Annotated in this window: 12 protein-coding genes; 3 read left to right on the top strand and 9 right to left on the bottom strand. The window is 63.8% G+C overall.

Going from position 1 to position 14,133, the window contains the following annotated elements:
- Positions 1 to 12 precede the first annotated feature (12 nt).
- Positions 13 to 531, bottom strand: a complete 519-nt coding sequence (locus AC070A_RS01545; protein ID WP_113479425.1) for a GNAT family N-acetyltransferase — start codon at positions 529 to 531, stop codon at positions 13 to 15.
- 467 nt (positions 532 to 998) lie between these two features.
- Between AC070A_RS01545 and AC070A_RS01540 the strand changes: the two genes are divergently transcribed.
- Entirely contained in the window at positions 999 to 2,195 is a 1,197-nt protein-coding gene (locus AC070A_RS01540) for a TCR/Tet family MFS transporter (RefSeq protein WP_057253842.1), read from the top strand.
- 71 nt (positions 2,196 to 2,266) lie between these two features.
- Here the strand turns inward: AC070A_RS01540 and AC070A_RS01535 are convergent, their stop codons facing one another.
- From AC070A_RS01535 to AC070A_RS01515, 5 genes are all read right to left on the bottom strand, one after another.
- A complete protein-coding gene (locus AC070A_RS01535; protein ID WP_057253844.1) occupies positions 2,267 to 2,713 on the bottom strand; it encodes a GNAT family N-acetyltransferase in 447 nt (148 codons plus the stop codon).
- Positions 2,714 to 3,212: 499 nt separating this feature from the next.
- Complete coding sequence (locus AC070A_RS01530) at positions 3,213 to 3,902, bottom strand: RES family NAD+ phosphorylase (protein ID WP_057253846.1); 690 nt, start codon at positions 3,900 to 3,902, stop codon at positions 3,213 to 3,215.
- The gene (locus AC070A_RS01525; RefSeq protein WP_057253848.1) at positions 3,899 to 4,303 is read right to left on the bottom strand and encodes an antitoxin Xre-like helix-turn-helix domain-containing protein; all 405 of its coding nucleotides are present in this window, start codon (positions 4,301 to 4,303) and stop codon (positions 3,899 to 3,901) included. The genes AC070A_RS01530 and AC070A_RS01525 overlap by 4 nt, the downstream gene beginning before the upstream one ends.
- A 201-nt stretch (positions 4,304 to 4,504) precedes the next feature.
- Positions 4,505 to 6,262: an adenylate/guanylate cyclase domain-containing protein gene (locus AC070A_RS01520; RefSeq protein ID WP_057253850.1), complete on the bottom strand. Its 1,758-nt coding sequence runs from the start codon at positions 6,260 to 6,262 to the stop codon at positions 4,505 to 4,507.
- Between the two features lie 312 nt (positions 6,263 to 6,574).
- On the bottom strand, positions 6,575 to 7,624 hold the full coding sequence (locus tag AC070A_RS01515; protein ID WP_057254418.1) for an aldo/keto reductase: 1,050 nt from the start codon (positions 7,622 to 7,624) through the stop codon (positions 6,575 to 6,577).
- Between the two features lie 292 nt (positions 7,625 to 7,916).
- Between AC070A_RS01515 and AC070A_RS01510 the strand changes: the two genes are divergently transcribed.
- The gene (locus tag AC070A_RS01510) at positions 7,917 to 8,837 is read left to right on the top strand and encodes a SphA family protein (RefSeq protein WP_309140278.1); all 921 of its coding nucleotides are present in this window, start codon (positions 7,917 to 7,919) and stop codon (positions 8,835 to 8,837) included.
- Between the two features lie 340 nt (positions 8,838 to 9,177).
- Here AC070A_RS01510 and AC070A_RS01505 read toward each other — a convergent pair whose 3' ends face one another.
- Complete coding sequence (locus AC070A_RS01505) at positions 9,178 to 9,858, bottom strand: glutathione S-transferase family protein (protein ID WP_057253852.1); 681 nt, start codon at positions 9,856 to 9,858, stop codon at positions 9,178 to 9,180.
- A gap of 288 nt (positions 9,859 to 10,146) precedes the next feature.
- Here AC070A_RS01505 and AC070A_RS01500 point away from each other — a divergent pair, with 288 nt between their 5' ends.
- Positions 10,147 to 12,105 (top strand): elongation factor G, encoded by a 1,959-nt coding sequence (locus AC070A_RS01500; RefSeq protein ID WP_112994454.1) that lies wholly within the window; start codon positions 10,147 to 10,149, stop codon positions 12,103 to 12,105.
- 154 nt (positions 12,106 to 12,259) lie between these two features.
- On the opposite strand, the gene AC070A_RS01495 is transcribed toward AC070A_RS01500, so the two are convergent.
- Together AC070A_RS01495 and AC070A_RS01490 are read right to left on the bottom strand one after the other, a co-directional pair.
- Positions 12,260 to 13,255 (bottom strand): HupE/UreJ family protein, encoded by a 996-nt coding sequence (locus tag AC070A_RS01495; protein ID WP_112994453.1) that lies wholly within the window; start codon positions 13,253 to 13,255, stop codon positions 12,260 to 12,262.
- Positions 13,255 to 14,103: a peptidyl-prolyl cis-trans isomerase gene (locus tag AC070A_RS01490; RefSeq protein ID WP_112994530.1), complete on the bottom strand. Its 849-nt coding sequence runs from the start codon at positions 14,101 to 14,103 to the stop codon at positions 13,255 to 13,257. Before AC070A_RS01490 ends, AC070A_RS01495 begins: the two co-directional genes overlap by 1 nt.
- Between the last annotated feature and the right edge of the window lie 30 nt (positions 14,104 to 14,133).

Genomic DNA, 14,133 nt, shown 5'->3' with positions numbered 1-14,133 from the left:
GGGGGGACGCGACTACCCGGCCAGAGGGGCTTCCATGAAGATGAGATGGTTGCGCAGTTCGGGAGGTGCTTTGTAGTAGGGTGCGATCTCCTGGAATCCCAGGGAGCGGTAGAGGCTCAACGCCTCATCGTGGTTGCGGCCGGTATCCAGCCGCATGGCGGCATAGCCCCGCTCGGCAGCCACGCGCACGGGGGCCTCGGCGAGACGGCGGCCCAGCCCCAAGCCTCGGCCCTCCGGGCTGATGAACATTCGCTTCATCTCGCATGTACGTTCGTCGATCCGCTGCATCATCACACAGCCGACCACCTTTCCGTTCAGGCGGGCAACAAGAATCTCCCCATCTGGAGCCGAATGGATTTTCGGCAGGCTGTCCAGGAGTGCGGCCCATTGTTCCGGCGTGTAGTACCGGTCGACGAACCAGGCGTTTTCGCCATAGCGCGATCGGCACCAGTCGAGGAAGCCGTTGCACAAGGATCGAATGGCAGGAAAGTCGTCAGCTTCGGCCGGGCCGATCTCGGAGTTCTGTTCCATCGCTGCGCTCCACTCACGAATTCTGCATCGGAAAGCGGGCGCTCCGTCCCGAGTTCCGCGGCCACCGAAAGGGAGGCCACAGTCGGGCCGGGCTCAAGGACTTGTCCGCTCTGACGAATGTCGTGGTTTCTGCCGCAACTGTAGTCGAAAAAGGCCCTGTTGACCATTTGCCGGTGCTGAGCGCGGCGCGCTTCTGCTTCCGCAAAAACGTGGGGCTTGCCGCGTCCCGCCATCCGGTGTTAATTGCATGCCATCGCGAAAAGCGACTGCTTCCCTTGATCCGCTCAGTGGCGGAGTAAACAGGTGGACGAATCCACGTCCAGGCAGTCAAGCACACGCCATCCCTGCCGTTTGAGCACGGATCGGCCAGCGTTTCCCAAAACCTATCGCCTGCATCGTCAGGTCACCCAATCGCAAGGCATCGGCGCCTCTTGGCGTGGGCGTGCTTGCGTTGATCGGAACGCATCATGAAGAAATCCCTCATCGTCATTTTTACTGCCATTGTGCTCGATGCCGTGGGCATCGGCCTCATCTTTCCCATCCTGCCTTCGCTGCTGAAGGACGTGATCCATGCCGACAACGTGGCGCCCTATATCGGCACGATGACCGCGCTCTACGCGGTCATGCAGTTCATCTGCGCGCCGGTGCTGGGTGCGCTCAGCGATCGGCTGGGCCGCCGGCCCGTGCTCTTGATCTCGCTCGCGGGTGCTGCGGTCAACTATCTGTTCCTCGCCTTTGCGCCCAATCTCTGGATGCTCTTTGCGGGCCGTGCGATCGCCGGGCTGACGAGCGCCAACATGTCGGTCGCAACCGCCTACCTCACCGACATCACGCCCGAGGACAAGCGTGCGCAGCGCTTCGGCCTGTTCAACGCCATGTTCGGCATCGGCTTCATCATCGGCCCGGTTCTCGGCGGCGTGCTCGGCGACCACTGGCTGCGTTTGCCCTTCGTCGCCGCGGCGGTCCTGAACGGCTGCAATTTGGCTCTGGCGTACTTCGTGCTGCCGGAGTCGCGCGCACCGAGCCGCGAGAGGATCGACCTTGCCGCGCTCAACCCGCTTCGGCCGCTGCGCTGGGTGTTCTCGGTGAAGAGCGTGCTGCCGATCGTCTTTCTCTTCCTGATCTTCAGCGCCACGGGCGAGGCCTATGGCACCTGCTGGGCGCTCTGGGGCAGCGAGACGTTCCAGTGGAACGGGCTCTGGATCGGCCTATCGCTCGGCGCCTTTGGCGTCTGCCAGACGTTTGCCCAGGCGGTTCTCCCGGGACCGGCCGTAAAACGCTTCGGCGAGCGCGGCGCCATTCTGGTGGGCGTCGCCGGCGTCTGCGTTGCCCTGACCGTCATGGCCTTTGCGACCGAGGGCTGGATGATCTTCGCGATCATGCCGGTCTTTGCGCTCGGCGGCATCGGCGTGCCGGCGCTGCAATCGCTCGCGACCCGGCAGGTCGACGAGAACCAGCAGGGCCAGTTCCAGGGCGTGCTGGCCTCGGCCGTGAGCCTGGCATCGATCATCAGTCCGCTCGCGTTCTCGAGCATCTACTTCGTCGTTCGCGCGCAATGGCCGGGCGCGATCTGGCTTTCGGTCGTCGTCGTTTATGCGCTGGGCGGGCTGCTGGTTCTCGGCCTGCGCCTGACGAAACCGGTGGCGGCCTCAGTCGCGTCATAACGCCCCGCGGGGCATGTGGATGGGATCGCAATGATCCCATCCGCTGCCGAGCGGGACGATGCTCCGAGGGGCTATTTCGATGGGCGATCCAGCCGCATCACCTTCTCCTCGCCGAGCATCATGCCGGTCTCGCGGAAACCGAAGCGGTGATAAAGGGCGTGGGCGCGGGTGTTTTCAGGGTAGACGCCGAGATAGATGTCGCCGCATTCGGGGATGCCGGCCATATGTTCCAGCAGGGCGGCAAGCGCCTTGACACCGTAGCCCTTGCCCTGGTGGCGGGCGTCGATCATCAGGCGGTAGATCCAGTGGTTGCCGTCATCCGGATCGAGCGCATACATGGCGAAGCCGACGGGGGCGCCTTCGGCTATCACAGCAAAGCCGACGCATTCGGGGCGTTCGGCGAGTTCTTGCAGCGACTCCTCGTTGCTGGCGATGAAGTCCATCTGGTTTTCATGCACGTCCAGTTTTCGGATGGTGTCGGGATCGACGGCATCGACTGGCAAAAGTGTGATCGTCATTCGTTTCCTCGTGTTTGACGCTCGGTGCCGGTATCCGGCGCGGCGTTTGCAGCACGCCCCTCATCCGCACGGTGAGGATTGCCCCTCATCCGCACGGTGAGGATTGCTCCTCATCCGCCTGCCGGCACCTTCTCCCCGCCTGCGGGGAGAAGGGACGCTGTGGCGCCTGCCTGTGTCCATCTCTAGCGTTCGCAGGTCGGGCCAATACGGTCTGGTCGCAGCCTTCAACCGGCTACGGCGAGGCGGGACGCTTACCGTTTCCCTCTCCCCACAGGCGGGGAAAAGGGGAGGGTGAGGGGCAGATTTGCGCGACGCGTGGCGCGTGTTCCGCCGGGAAAAGGCGTCAATAACAATTTGATTTATAAGTTGTTTCTGTTCAGGCCGAATCCGGCCCCCGGCAAGTCTAGCGCGGGAATCCGGAAAGGCGAGTCCTTGTCGTTAGGCTGCATTGCGGGAACATTGCGGGGCCGCTCTCGGCACTTCCGCCGGCTCCTGAGGATCAGTCTTCGTCCAGGATGCGCGGCTCGGGCGCGCCCGACCATTGAAAGGTGATGGTGCGGCCCTGGCGGATGTTCTGGATGACGGCGGGGCGGAAGACGGCGAGGCATTCGCCCTCGGGGTCGCGGGCGGAAGGGTAGATCAGGCCGTTGCCGCCTTCCGCCAGAATGGTGGCGGCGAGCGCCTGGCCGGCGGGGTAGGCGACCGTGGTATCGGGATCGAGATAGGCGGCTCCCTTTTCTCCGCGCGCATCATGAAAGCGGCAGGTGAAGCCGGCGATCAGTTCGCGGTAGCGGCCGATGTCGTGAAAGCTGCCGGCTTCGCTGAGCGCCCGGGTGCGGTGATAGACGATTTCCGCCTGGCAGGTTTGAAGCGCGCGCGGGCCGAAGGCGCAATACCAGGCGCCGCGCTCCTCGCCGTTGAAGCGGTTGCCCGGCGGGCGCGCATGGCAGAAGGCGGCATTGATCAGCGACCAGCCGTAGCCGAAGGTCTCGTTCAGCAGTTCGGCCGGATCGACGCCGACAGGCAGGGCGAGGGGGCTGAGGCGCGCCGAGGTGATCGCCTCCAGCCGGTTGAGGATATCGATCTCGTCGTCATCGTCGGCCAGCGGCTTGACGGCGGGCTCGTCAATATAGGCGGTCGAGATCAGCCGGACGGTCGCCGGCTCGTTGAAGTCGTTCTCTGATATCATAGGCCGCCGCGCAGGCCATCGAGATAGCGTCGCACCTTCAGCATCACCGGAATGCCGCCCTCGATCATGAGATCGACGGGCGAGTGGCCATTGAACAGCGGACCGGTATTGACCGCCTTCGGCCATTGATAGGTGAGCGGGCCGTTGAAGAAGAGCCGCAGCCCCTTGAAGATGCCGACGATCAGGCTCGCGCGCATGCGCTTGTCCTGGTCGAGCCTGCCCTTGAAGTCACCGGCCTTCATGCGGTTCCAGGTGGCGATCGGCACGTCGAAGAGCTGGGCGGCCTCCCTGTTGGTGAGGTTCCAGAAGTCGCAGGCTTTGACCACGGCCTTGACGATAACCGCCTCTTCCTGCCGGGCCGCTTGCCGATCGGGGGCGAAAGCCGGTTGAGCGCTGGCCATTTTTGTCTCCTATGCCGCGACTTAGTGTATCATATGATATGAAATGGCGATGCTGGGCGAGAAGTCAAGGGGCGATGGCGACGTTTGCTGTGCGGGGTGCTGCCGGAGAGACATCACCGCCGTGGCTCCGGCTGGATCGGAATTTTCCTGCGTGCGTGCCTCTGATGGGGAGCGATCGGTTCTCGAGGTCGATCCAACCCGTCAATTCAGGCCGGCACGGGCAAGTCCCTCGATGAGACGCGCCCGATCCTCGGCGCGAACGAAAGAAGATGTTGCTGCGACGGCGTCCCGTGAGATGTCAGGGACTAGCGACTTGAGCCGTCCGAGCAAGTCCGTGGCAGCCTCCTGGTTGTCCAGAAGTCCGGCACAGGCCGTGCCGATGATCAGCGGAACCGCGTGGCCGGACCGCAAGCGATGCGCCTCCCGTGCGTAACTCAATCCAAGTTCGTAATTCGCGCCCTGGAAATAAGCCATGGCGTAGTAAAACTGAAAGTCGCCGAGAAAAGCCTCGCGGGGGCTCAGTCTGAGGGCGTAGTCGATGCAAGGAATGGCGTCCGCCGCGCGGCCCCCGTTGGCATGCGCAAGCCCCAACTGGCCGTGCGCAAACGCGGAGTTGGGGTTGATCGCGACAGCCTGGCTGATCGCTGCCATCGCCAGGACATTGTCACGCGTCGCAAAGGCTATCATCGCCTGCGCAAGGTAAGTCCACTGTTCCTTATCGTCCGCGGCAATGGCTTGTTGGACGAAATCCCTGGCAAGGGCCAGGGCGTGTCCCATGTCCTCCCACCCCTGGAACGCGCGCCACACGGTAATCCAACCTTTCATCGCGAGCGCCTGGGCATAACCGGGAGCCAGTCCGATTGCCCGATCGAGCAGGGGGAGCATCTTGCCGCTGCTCTCCTCAGACAACTGGGAACACAGGAACACCGCCCGCACGACACATTCCCAAGCATCAAGGCCATGATGCGGCTTGGGGCTTTCGCGGGCATGCTCTGCCGCCAGGAGTTCCGGCCCGATGCGGCCGACGACGCTTGCAGTGATTTCGTCCTGAATGACGAAGATGTCGCCGAGGTCGCCGTCGTACCTCTCGGCCCAGAGTTGGACTTCGGAGGCCGCATCGATGAGCTGCGCGGTCACCCTTACCCGGTTGCCGGACTTGCGCACACTCCCCTCGAGAATATAGCGGATCCCGAGTTCGCGCCCGATGGCGCGCACATCCACGGGCTTTCCCTTGTAGGTGAACATCGTGTTGCGGGCGATCACGAAGAAGCCCTTGAGCTTGGATAGCGCGGTGGTGATGTCCTCGGTGAGTCCATCGCTGAAGAAGTCCTGCTCCGGGTCGGCGCTCATGACGTTGAACGGCAGCACGGCAATGGATGGTCGATCCGGAAGTGCGGGCCTGGGCGATACCGTTCCTGCGGTCGTCCTTTCCAGAAGGGGGCGGTACAGTCGCACCGGCCGCTCCATGTTCTTGAGCGCGCGTTCGCCGAGGTACTCATAGCCGCAGTCAAGCTTGCCCGGGAGGTGATCGTACGCCGTGCCGGAAATGCAAATGCCGCCTGGATCCGCCAAGGTCTGGAGGCGGGCCGCGATGTTGACGCCATCGCCGTAGAGATCCCCATCAACCTCATGGATCACATCACCGAGATTGACGCCGATCCGGAAGATGATGCGTCGCTCCGTCGGGATATCGGCCTGGTTCTCGGCAACCCCCTTCTGGATGGCGACCGCGCACGCGACGGCATCGACGACCGAGCCGAACTCCACGAGCGCACCGTCGCCCATCAGCTTGACAATACGGCCCTGATGGTCGGCCAGCAGCGGATCGATCACCTCCCGGCGCAGAACCTTGAGGGCCGACACCGTCCCAGCCTCGTCATGTTCGACGAGGTGGGAATAGCCGACGACATCAGCGGCCAGGATCGCGGCCAGCCGCCGCTCTGCTCTTGCAGTTGCCATGGCTGTCTCCCCCTCAGGAGATCCGCCGGATGAAGCCAGGCAATTGACGCGACATGCACCATCCGGCTGCCCGACACCGCGACCGTGCTGGTTCATGATACCACTGAGACGGTCGTATAGCGACGCTTCACGAGAGTACCGCCTTCAACAGGAACAGGATCCGCGAAGCGGTCACTGCAAAGGTCTGTTGCGGTCCAATGGAGAAGGGAGGTCGGTTTTCCTCACGAGATCGCGTCGGCCTTCATCGGAATCTTGTGGCACTTGCTCCATGATGCTGAAGAGGCGTTGGCGAGCCGGATAGGGCACCTTCCTCTACAAATGCGGCCCCAGCAGCGACAGATCCGCTTCGCCGAGCCGGTCCTTGGCGCTCCGGAGCTGGTGCCAGTAGGGGTAGATCACCGGCGGCAGGCTGACGGCGTCGAGCAGTTCCTTTTCCTCGTCGGAAAGCTTCAGGCCGGCGGCGGCGAGGTTGTCGCTGAACTGTGCTTCCGTGCGGCCGCCGATGATGACGGACGTGACGCCCTTGCGGCCGATCAGCCAGGCGAGCGCCACCTGCGCCGGGGAGACGCCGCGCTCGCCTGATATCGCCACCAGCATGTCGACGATCTTCCACAGCCGCGCCTCGTCGCGGATCGGCGGCTCGTTCCAGCCGGCGAGCTGGCGCGTTCCCTCTGATGTCTCGCCCGGCCGATGCTTGCCCGAGAGCAGGCCGCCTGCAAGCGGGCTCCAGACGAGCACGCCGAGCCCCTGATCGATCGAGATCGGCATCAGTTCGTATTCGGCCTCGCGGGCTTCCAGCGTATAGTGGATCTGCTGGCTGACGAAGCGCTGCCGGCCCTCGAGCGCGCTGATGCCGAGCGCCTTCATGATGTGCCAGCCGGAATAGTTGGAGCAGCCGATGTAGCGGACCTTGCCGCTTCGGACGAGGCTGTCGAGCGCTTCCATCGTTTCTTCGAGCGGCGTCTGGCCATCCCATTCATGCACCTGGTAGAGATCGATGACGTCGGTCTTCAGCCGCTTCAGGCTCGCCTCGCAGGCGGCGATCAGATGGTGGCGCGAGAGCCCGCCGTCGTTCGGTCCGGGCCCCATGGAGAAGCGTGCCTTGGTGGCGACCAGCACGCCGTTCTTGCGCTTGCCGCCAAGCACCTCGCCGATGATCTGCTCTGAGTAGCCGGTCGAATAGATATCGGCGGTGTCGATCAGGTTGACGCCGGCGTCGAGGCAGAGATCGACGTAGCGGCGGGCGTCCTTGAGGCCGACATTGCCGACCTCGGCGAACTTGCCGCGGCCGCCAATCGTCATCGTGCCCATGGTGATAACAGAGATTTTCAGGCCGGAGCGGCCGAGCAGCCGGTATTCCATGGTCTCGGATCCTTTGCTGATGCGCTGGGAAAGCAACGAAAACGCAAGCCTCCGTTGTGGAACAAACCGAAGGCGACAGGCGGTAAGGTAGCGGCCTGTGCCGGGCGGGCAAGATGTGTATGCCTGCACCGTCCTGCAATCGGATGTTGCGGTTCTTGAGGCTCCTGTTTCTTAGGGCTGGCTTGAAGATGGCGGAATGCTATCGTCTCTGCCGAGAGATGAGGGGGGTCACTCGATGAGCGTTGCCAAGAGTTTGCTGTCCGCATAGGCAATCGCTGCCGGCCTGTGTTGCGTGGTCGCGCCTTCGACGGCGAACGCGGCTGAAAACGGTGCCGGCTTCTATCTGCTCGGTGCCCGTGGCCCGATGGCCGGCCTTCTCGCACCGCCCGGAACCTACTTTCAGAACGACACCTATTTCTATGTCGGTGAGCTCAAGGGCAACAAGCAGCTTCCGCTCGGCGGCCAGATCGTCGGCGAAGTCGACGCGACCCTGATCGGCGTCTTCGGCACCGGCCTCTGGGTCATGCCCGAGGAGGTGCAAGGCGGCAATCTCGGCTTTACCGCGATCGTGCCTTTCGGCGGCCCCGACATCGATGCAACGCTGTCAGCGCCGAGGGCCGGCCGTTCGGCCTCCGCAAGCGACTCGATCTTCACCATCGGCGACCCGGTGGTTGGCGTCGTGCTCGGCTGGCACGAAGGCGATTTCCACTGGACGGCGAACGCCAGCCTCAACGTGCCGATCGGCGACTACCAGAAAGGCGAGCTCGCCAATCTCTCCTTCAATCGCTGGGCAGGCGACTTCACCCTTGCCGGCACCTGGTTCAACCCGGAAGCCGGTTTCGACCTTTCGGGTGCCGCGGGCTTCGCCTTCAACGGCGAGAACCCGGCGACGGACTATCGCACGGGTACGGAATTCCACGCGGAATGGGCGGTTACCAGGCACTTCGGCCAGGAATTCTCCGCCGGCGTGGCGGGCTACTTCTACCAGCAGGTGACGGGCGACAGCGGTCCCGGTGCAAGCCTCGGCGACTTCAAGGGCCGTATCGCCGCAATCGGCGGCACCATGGGCTACAATTTCAAGATGGCCGAGACGCCGGTCTCTCTGACGCTGAAGATTTTCCAGGAATTCGGCGCCAAGAACCGGCCGGAGGGTTCCGCCGGCTTCGTCACCATCGCCTTCCCCATCGGCACGCCGCCGGCGCAGGTGAAGTAGCATCGACTATAGAGGGAAGCCCCTCATCCGCCTGCCGGCACCTTCTCCCCGCGGGCGGGGAGAAGGGACATGTGGCAACCGCTCGTCTCAACAGCAAGCATCTTCGATTTTTCTCTGACGGCGGCTCCGCTCGACAACGCTGCGAAGGGGCACGTTCCCTCCCCCCGCAGACGGGGAGAGGGTTAGTCCTCGGGTTAACCCCGAGGAGAGGGGCAAGCTTCGCTCATGCTGGCGCTTTCAGGAGCGGACGGGGCGGTGGAAGGCGTCACCGCGTCTTTCCCATATCGATTCACGAAGGCGCTCTATCTCCCTGTATCCCCTTGTGTTTCTAGCGCTTGGCTCACATCTCGAAAAACCGCTCGGGCATCAGGTTCCGGTAGGGAAACATATGGAAATAAGGCCGCGCTTCGGTGAGCACGCGGCGCACGGAGGCGCGCTCAAGCAGGCGCTCGAAATAGGCTGCGAGATGCGGGTATTTCTCATCGAAGGGCTCGACGATGCCGCCATAGAAGAGCGCAGGCGTGGCCGCGCAATCGGCAAGGCTGAAGGCATCGCCGGCGGCGAAGGTGTTCTCAGTGAAATGCTTGTCGGCCATGCCATAGGCAACGGCAAGGGAAGCGCGGGCGTCGGTGACGCCGCGATGGTCGTTTTCGCCTGATGCACGCAGCGTATCGGTGACGATCTTCTGCATCGGCACATGGATGTAGAGATCGAAGAAGCGATCCCAGAGGCGCGCCTTGAGGGCCGTATCCTGATCGTCGGGGATCAGCCGCTGGCGGCCGGGATAGTGGCGGTCGAGATATTCGATGATGATGGAGGTTTCGGGCATCACGACATTACGGGCGCTGTCGGTCAGAACCGGCATCTTGCCGACCGGCCAGAGTGCTGCAAAGCGGGCCGCTTCCTCAGGATCGAGCAGATCGACAAGGCTGCTCTTGAAGGGGGTATCGTTCTCGTAAAGCGCGATCAGCACCTTATGGCAGAAGGACGCAAGCGGATGCTGGTAAAGCGTGAGGGACATGCGGACGGTCTCCGGCTCGGACGGTTCCAATGAATGGATGGCGCTTCGATAGAACTAGCGCCGCGCTTTCGATTGTCGATCTCGACAATGATATAATTTCACAACCGGTTTAAATTGACAATCAGATTATGGGCATCCGGCGACGCCGATTGTCGACGCAGCGGGCACCGGAACTGTGCCGAATTTGCGCATAGCCATTGAAAGCGCAAAAGCTGCCCTAGAATTAATAGAGTAAGGGCGTCGCAACGCTCGGCGCCTTCTGGCAATCGCGACAGGGGAGGATCGCCGATGCGCTGCTTCACGGTACTTGGGCCCTCACAGACCGGAAAAACCACGCTGGCAGAAAAGCTGGCCGGTCTGGAGGGGGCCTCCAGAAAAGCTGTTTCGCCCTATGGACTGAACCTCACGGAATTCGAGTTTGGCGGCGAACCCTGGTGCGCGCTCGATGCACCCGGCGGAACCGAGGCGCTTGGCCACGCGCAGCATGCGCTGATTGCCAGCGATGCCTGCGTGCTCTGCGTCTCGCCGGCGCCGGAGGAGGCGGTGCTGGCCGCGCCCTATCTCAAGGTGATCGAGGCCTCGGGCACGCCCTGCATTCTCTTCATCAACCGCATGGACGAGCCGCGGGCGCGGCTGCGTGACGTGATCGCCGCGCTCCAGGACTATTCCGGCCACATGCTGCTCCTGCGCCAGGTGCCGATCCGCGAAGGCGACAAGATTGTCGGCACCTGCGACCTGATCTCCGAGCGCGCCTGGCGCTACCGCGAAGGCCAGACCTCGGCGCTGATCGAGATCCCCGATACGGTGATGGAGCGCGAGAAGGAGGCGCGCACCGAACTGCTGGAACATTTCTCCGAGTTCGACGACTGGCTGCTCGAGGAGCTGATCGAAGATCGGGCACCGGCAAGCGACACGATCTACGCGATCTCCACGCGGCTGCTTAAGGAAAACCGGATCATCCCGGTGCTGGTCGGCTCGGCGAGCCATGCCAATGGCATCATGCGGCTGATGAAGGCGCTGCGCCATGAGGCGCCCGCTGTCGATGCGCTTCGAAACCGGCTGGCTGCGGCCGGCTCGATTGCCGAAACCACCCTTTCGGCTGTCAGCTTCCATGCCTACCACCGCGCCAATGTCGGCAAGACCGTGCTGGTGCGGGCGCTGACATCGGGGATCAAGCAGGGCGCAACGCTCGGCGGCGGCAGCCTCGGCTCGCTGCAGGACCCGGCGACCGGAAAACCGCTGCCAAACGCCACGCCGGAGGCGGGCGCGATCATCGCGGCGGTCAAATCCGAGCATCTGCCGGTGCCGGCGCTGCTTGCCGGCAATAGCACGGCCGAGGCGCCGGACTGGACGGTGCCGCCGACGCCGATGCTGGAGCGCATCCTGGTGCCGGACAGCGAGCGCGACGAGACCAAGCTTTCCGGCACGCTCGCCAAACTCGCCGAGACCGACCGCGGGCTTGCGGTCATGCAGGAGGAGGGAACCGGCGCCCAGCTCGTCTGCGTGCAAGGGCCGATGCACCTGCGCGATCTCTGCAAGACGCTCGCCGACGTCTTCCACGTCGGCGTCACCGACAAGCCACCGAGCCCGACCTATCGCGAGACGGTGCTGAAACCCTCCGACGTGCATTATCGCCACCGCAAGCAGACGGGTGGCGCCGGGCAATTTGCCGACGTCAAGCTCAGCGTGCACCCGAACGAGCGCGGCACCGGCTTCTCCTTTGCCGAGACGGTGAAGGGCGGGGCGGTGCCGCGCAACTTCATCCCGGCGATCGAGGCCGGGGCGCGGGAGGCGATGGAGAAAGGCCCGCTCGGCTTTCAGGTGATCGATGTCGGCGTGACCTTGACCGACGGCCAGCACCATTCGGTCGACAGCAACGACTTCGCCTTTCGGGCGGCGGCCAAGATGGGCGTGCGCCAGGCGCTGTCGCAGGCCTCCGCCGTGCTGATGCAGCCGGTCATCCGCATCGAGATCCACATCCCCTCGATCTATTCCGGCAGCCTGGTGCCGATTGTCTCCACCTACAAGGGCCAGGTGCTCGGCTTCGACCGCGACGAGACCGCCAAGGGCTGGGACATCTTTCGCGCACTGGTGCCCGGATCGGCGCTCGACGATCTCGCCCGGGCACTGCGGGCGGCCACGCAGGGGATCGGCTACTTTTCCAAGAGCTTCGACCATTTCGAGGAGCTCTACGGCAAGGAGGCCGATGCGGTGATCCACGCGCATGGGGCGCAGCAGGCGGGGTGAGGCGAGCGGCCCTTCGGGCAGATGTCGGTGTTCATGGGGTGGTGCGGACGGCTCAACTCGATTGCCGGGCTCTACGGCGCCGCGCGTCTTATCAGACGCGCAAAGGTCGCTGTAGAACTTTGCTTGGCTGCATGTCGCGCAAGAGCGCCGCGCTTCAGGCTGCCAGGCTGGCGATCCTGGGAATGAACCAGAGCATCGCGCTGGTGCCGATGCCGTAGGCGATTGCCCGGCGCGCGAAGGCGGCGTGGTAACCAACCACCGCGCGCCCCGCCCAGGCAACCGCCAGAGCCGCGGCAACGAAGATGATCTGTCCCGCCTCGACACCGAGGTTGAAGGTCAAGAGGCTCAGCGGCACATCCGATTGCGGTAATCCGATCTCCTTCAGCGCGCCGGAGAAGCCGAAACCGTGCAGCAGGCCGAAGGCGAAGGCGACGACCCAGGGATAGGTTTCCGACAGGCGCGCTTCGTTCGGTCTGGCCTTGAGCAGTTCGCTTGCGACGAAGGCAATGCTGAGGGCGATCGTTGCTTCGACCGGCTTCTGGGGAAGGCTGAAATAGCCGAGCGACGCTCCGGCAAGCGTGATGCTGTGGGCGACGGTGAAGGCCGTGATCGTCTTGAACAGCATCCAGCGGTCATGGATCAGCAACATGAGCGCGAGCACGAAGATCAGATGATCGAAACCCAGGAGTATGTGCTCGACGCCGAGCAGGAAATAGGTCCGGGCCACTTCAAGACTGGGCTGGGTGCCGGCCGCAGTGAAGGTGGGCGCCTCGGGCATGAGGCGCCCAACCTCGGTGCCGCCATTCTCGTATTCGATGCGCACCAGTGCTTCGGTCAGCGTGGCCTTGAGCCCGTCGATGACGATCGTGCCATTCCGCAATCCCCCCGCGCAGTCGACGGTCCACCGCTCCAGATAGGCGCTGCCTTCGAACCACCGGATCGGCGTGGCCCTTTCGATGCACTGTTTTGGCAGATGCGCGTCGAGCGCCAGCCGCATCCTGCCCTGCGCCGGCACCTTCCAGAGAACGGCGAAGGTGTCGTGCGCCGTTTCGCGTATGTCGAGATATGCCGGCCGAACCTCATGAGCGATAGCGGAAGCGCCGAGCAGCAGGAGGATCGGCAAGGCGAGAAGCGCGCCAAGCGGTCTCATCAGTTGTCTCCTGCAGCGGTGGCGGCTTCGACGCTCACCTGGTAGCGAGCGAGCAATTCACCGAAGCGTTGCTGCTCAAGTTGGGCACGCTTGGCGTTTTCCCACTCCCTTGCCACTTCGTCGCGGACGTCCTTGAGTTGCGGCACCCGGCCCGGCGCATGCTCGGACACCCGGACCAGATGGAGGCCGAAGCTGCTGGCGATCGGCCCCGTCCACTGACCGAGCGGAGCCTTTTCGAGCCCGTCCGCAAGGTCGCCGCCGAAGGTCTGGTCGATCGCCGCCTTGCTTGTGAGCAGAACTGCCGCGGGAAGCAGGGAGACATCGCCAAGCGAAGCAGGGTCGGCCATTTCGTTGCTGCGGAGCTCCGCGAGCAAGGCGGCGGCGTCCTCAGCAATCGTGTCGCCGTGCCGGGCGGGATTGAGAAACACCTGCTCGAATGCCAGCTTCGCATCGGTGGCGAAGGTTGCCGGATTGGCCTCGAGATAGGCTTCCAGTTCCGGATCGGTGACCGTCACGGGGACGGCGTCGGCGGCGTTCAGGAACTCCATTTTCTGGCGCAGGCGGCGGCGCACGACCGTGTCGTCCCGGTCGAGCCCGAGTTCCAGCGCCTGGCGGACCAGAATTTCTTCCTTCACATAGTCGTCGATCATGCCTTTCAGCTCGTCCGCCGTCGGCGAGCGCTGCCAGGTCTTGGTGAAGACCTTTGCCATCTGCTCGATCTTCGACGCACTGACGACGATTTTTTCCGGCGCATCGGCGCCGGTGCGCAGAAGGCCGTGCGCGGCGAAAATCAAAAGTGCAAGTGCCAGGAAATGGACCAGCGGCTCTCGTAAGATGCGTTTCAGCATGGCCGTGCTCGCTCGCTTGACGGAGGGCGG

The organism is Ensifer sp. GW101-20A05 (assembly GCF_059424735.1).
This window is presented reverse-complemented; position numbering and strand designations above follow the sequence as displayed.

What these genes read in the sequence shown, in the direction of transcription:
- AC070A_RS01535 (WP_057253844.1), bottom strand. Translation starts at nt 2,713, where the DNA reads ATGACGATCACACTTTTGCCAGTCGATGCCGTCGATCCCGACACCATC.
- AC070A_RS01530 (WP_057253846.1), bottom strand. Translation starts at nt 3,902, where the DNA reads ATGATATCAGAGAACGACTTCAACGAGCCGGCGACCGTCCGGCTGATC.
- AC070A_RS01525 (WP_057253848.1), bottom strand. Translation starts at nt 4,303, where the DNA reads ATGGCCAGCGCTCAACCGGCTTTCGCCCCCGATCGGCAAGCGGCCCGG.
- AC070A_RS01515 (WP_057254418.1), bottom strand. Translation starts at nt 7,624, where the DNA reads ATGGAATACCGGCTGCTCGGCCGCTCCGGCCTGAAAATCTCTGTTATC.
- AC070A_RS01490 (WP_112994530.1), bottom strand. Translation starts at nt 14,103, where the DNA reads ATGCTGAAACGCATCTTACGAGAGCCGCTGGTCCATTTCCTGGCACTT.
- AC070A_RS01540 (WP_057253842.1), top strand. Translation starts at nt 999, where the DNA reads ATGAAGAAATCCCTCATCGTCATTTTTACTGCCATTGTGCTCGATGCC.
- AC070A_RS01545 (WP_113479425.1), bottom strand. Translation starts at nt 531, where the DNA reads ATGGAACAGAACTCCGAGATCGGCCCGGCCGAAGCTGACGACTTTCCT.
- AC070A_RS01495 (WP_112994453.1), bottom strand. Translation starts at nt 13,255, where the DNA reads ATGAGACCGCTTGGCGCGCTTCTCGCCTTGCCGATCCTCCTGCTGCTC.
- AC070A_RS01505 (WP_057253852.1), bottom strand. Translation starts at nt 9,858, where the DNA reads ATGTCCCTCACGCTTTACCAGCATCCGCTTGCGTCCTTCTGCCATAAG.
- AC070A_RS01500 (WP_112994454.1), top strand. Translation starts at nt 10,147, where the DNA reads ATGCGCTGCTTCACGGTACTTGGGCCCTCACAGACCGGAAAAACCACG.
- AC070A_RS01520 (WP_057253850.1), bottom strand. Translation starts at nt 6,262, where the DNA reads ATGGCAACTGCAAGAGCAGAGCGGCGGCTGGCCGCGATCCTGGCCGCT.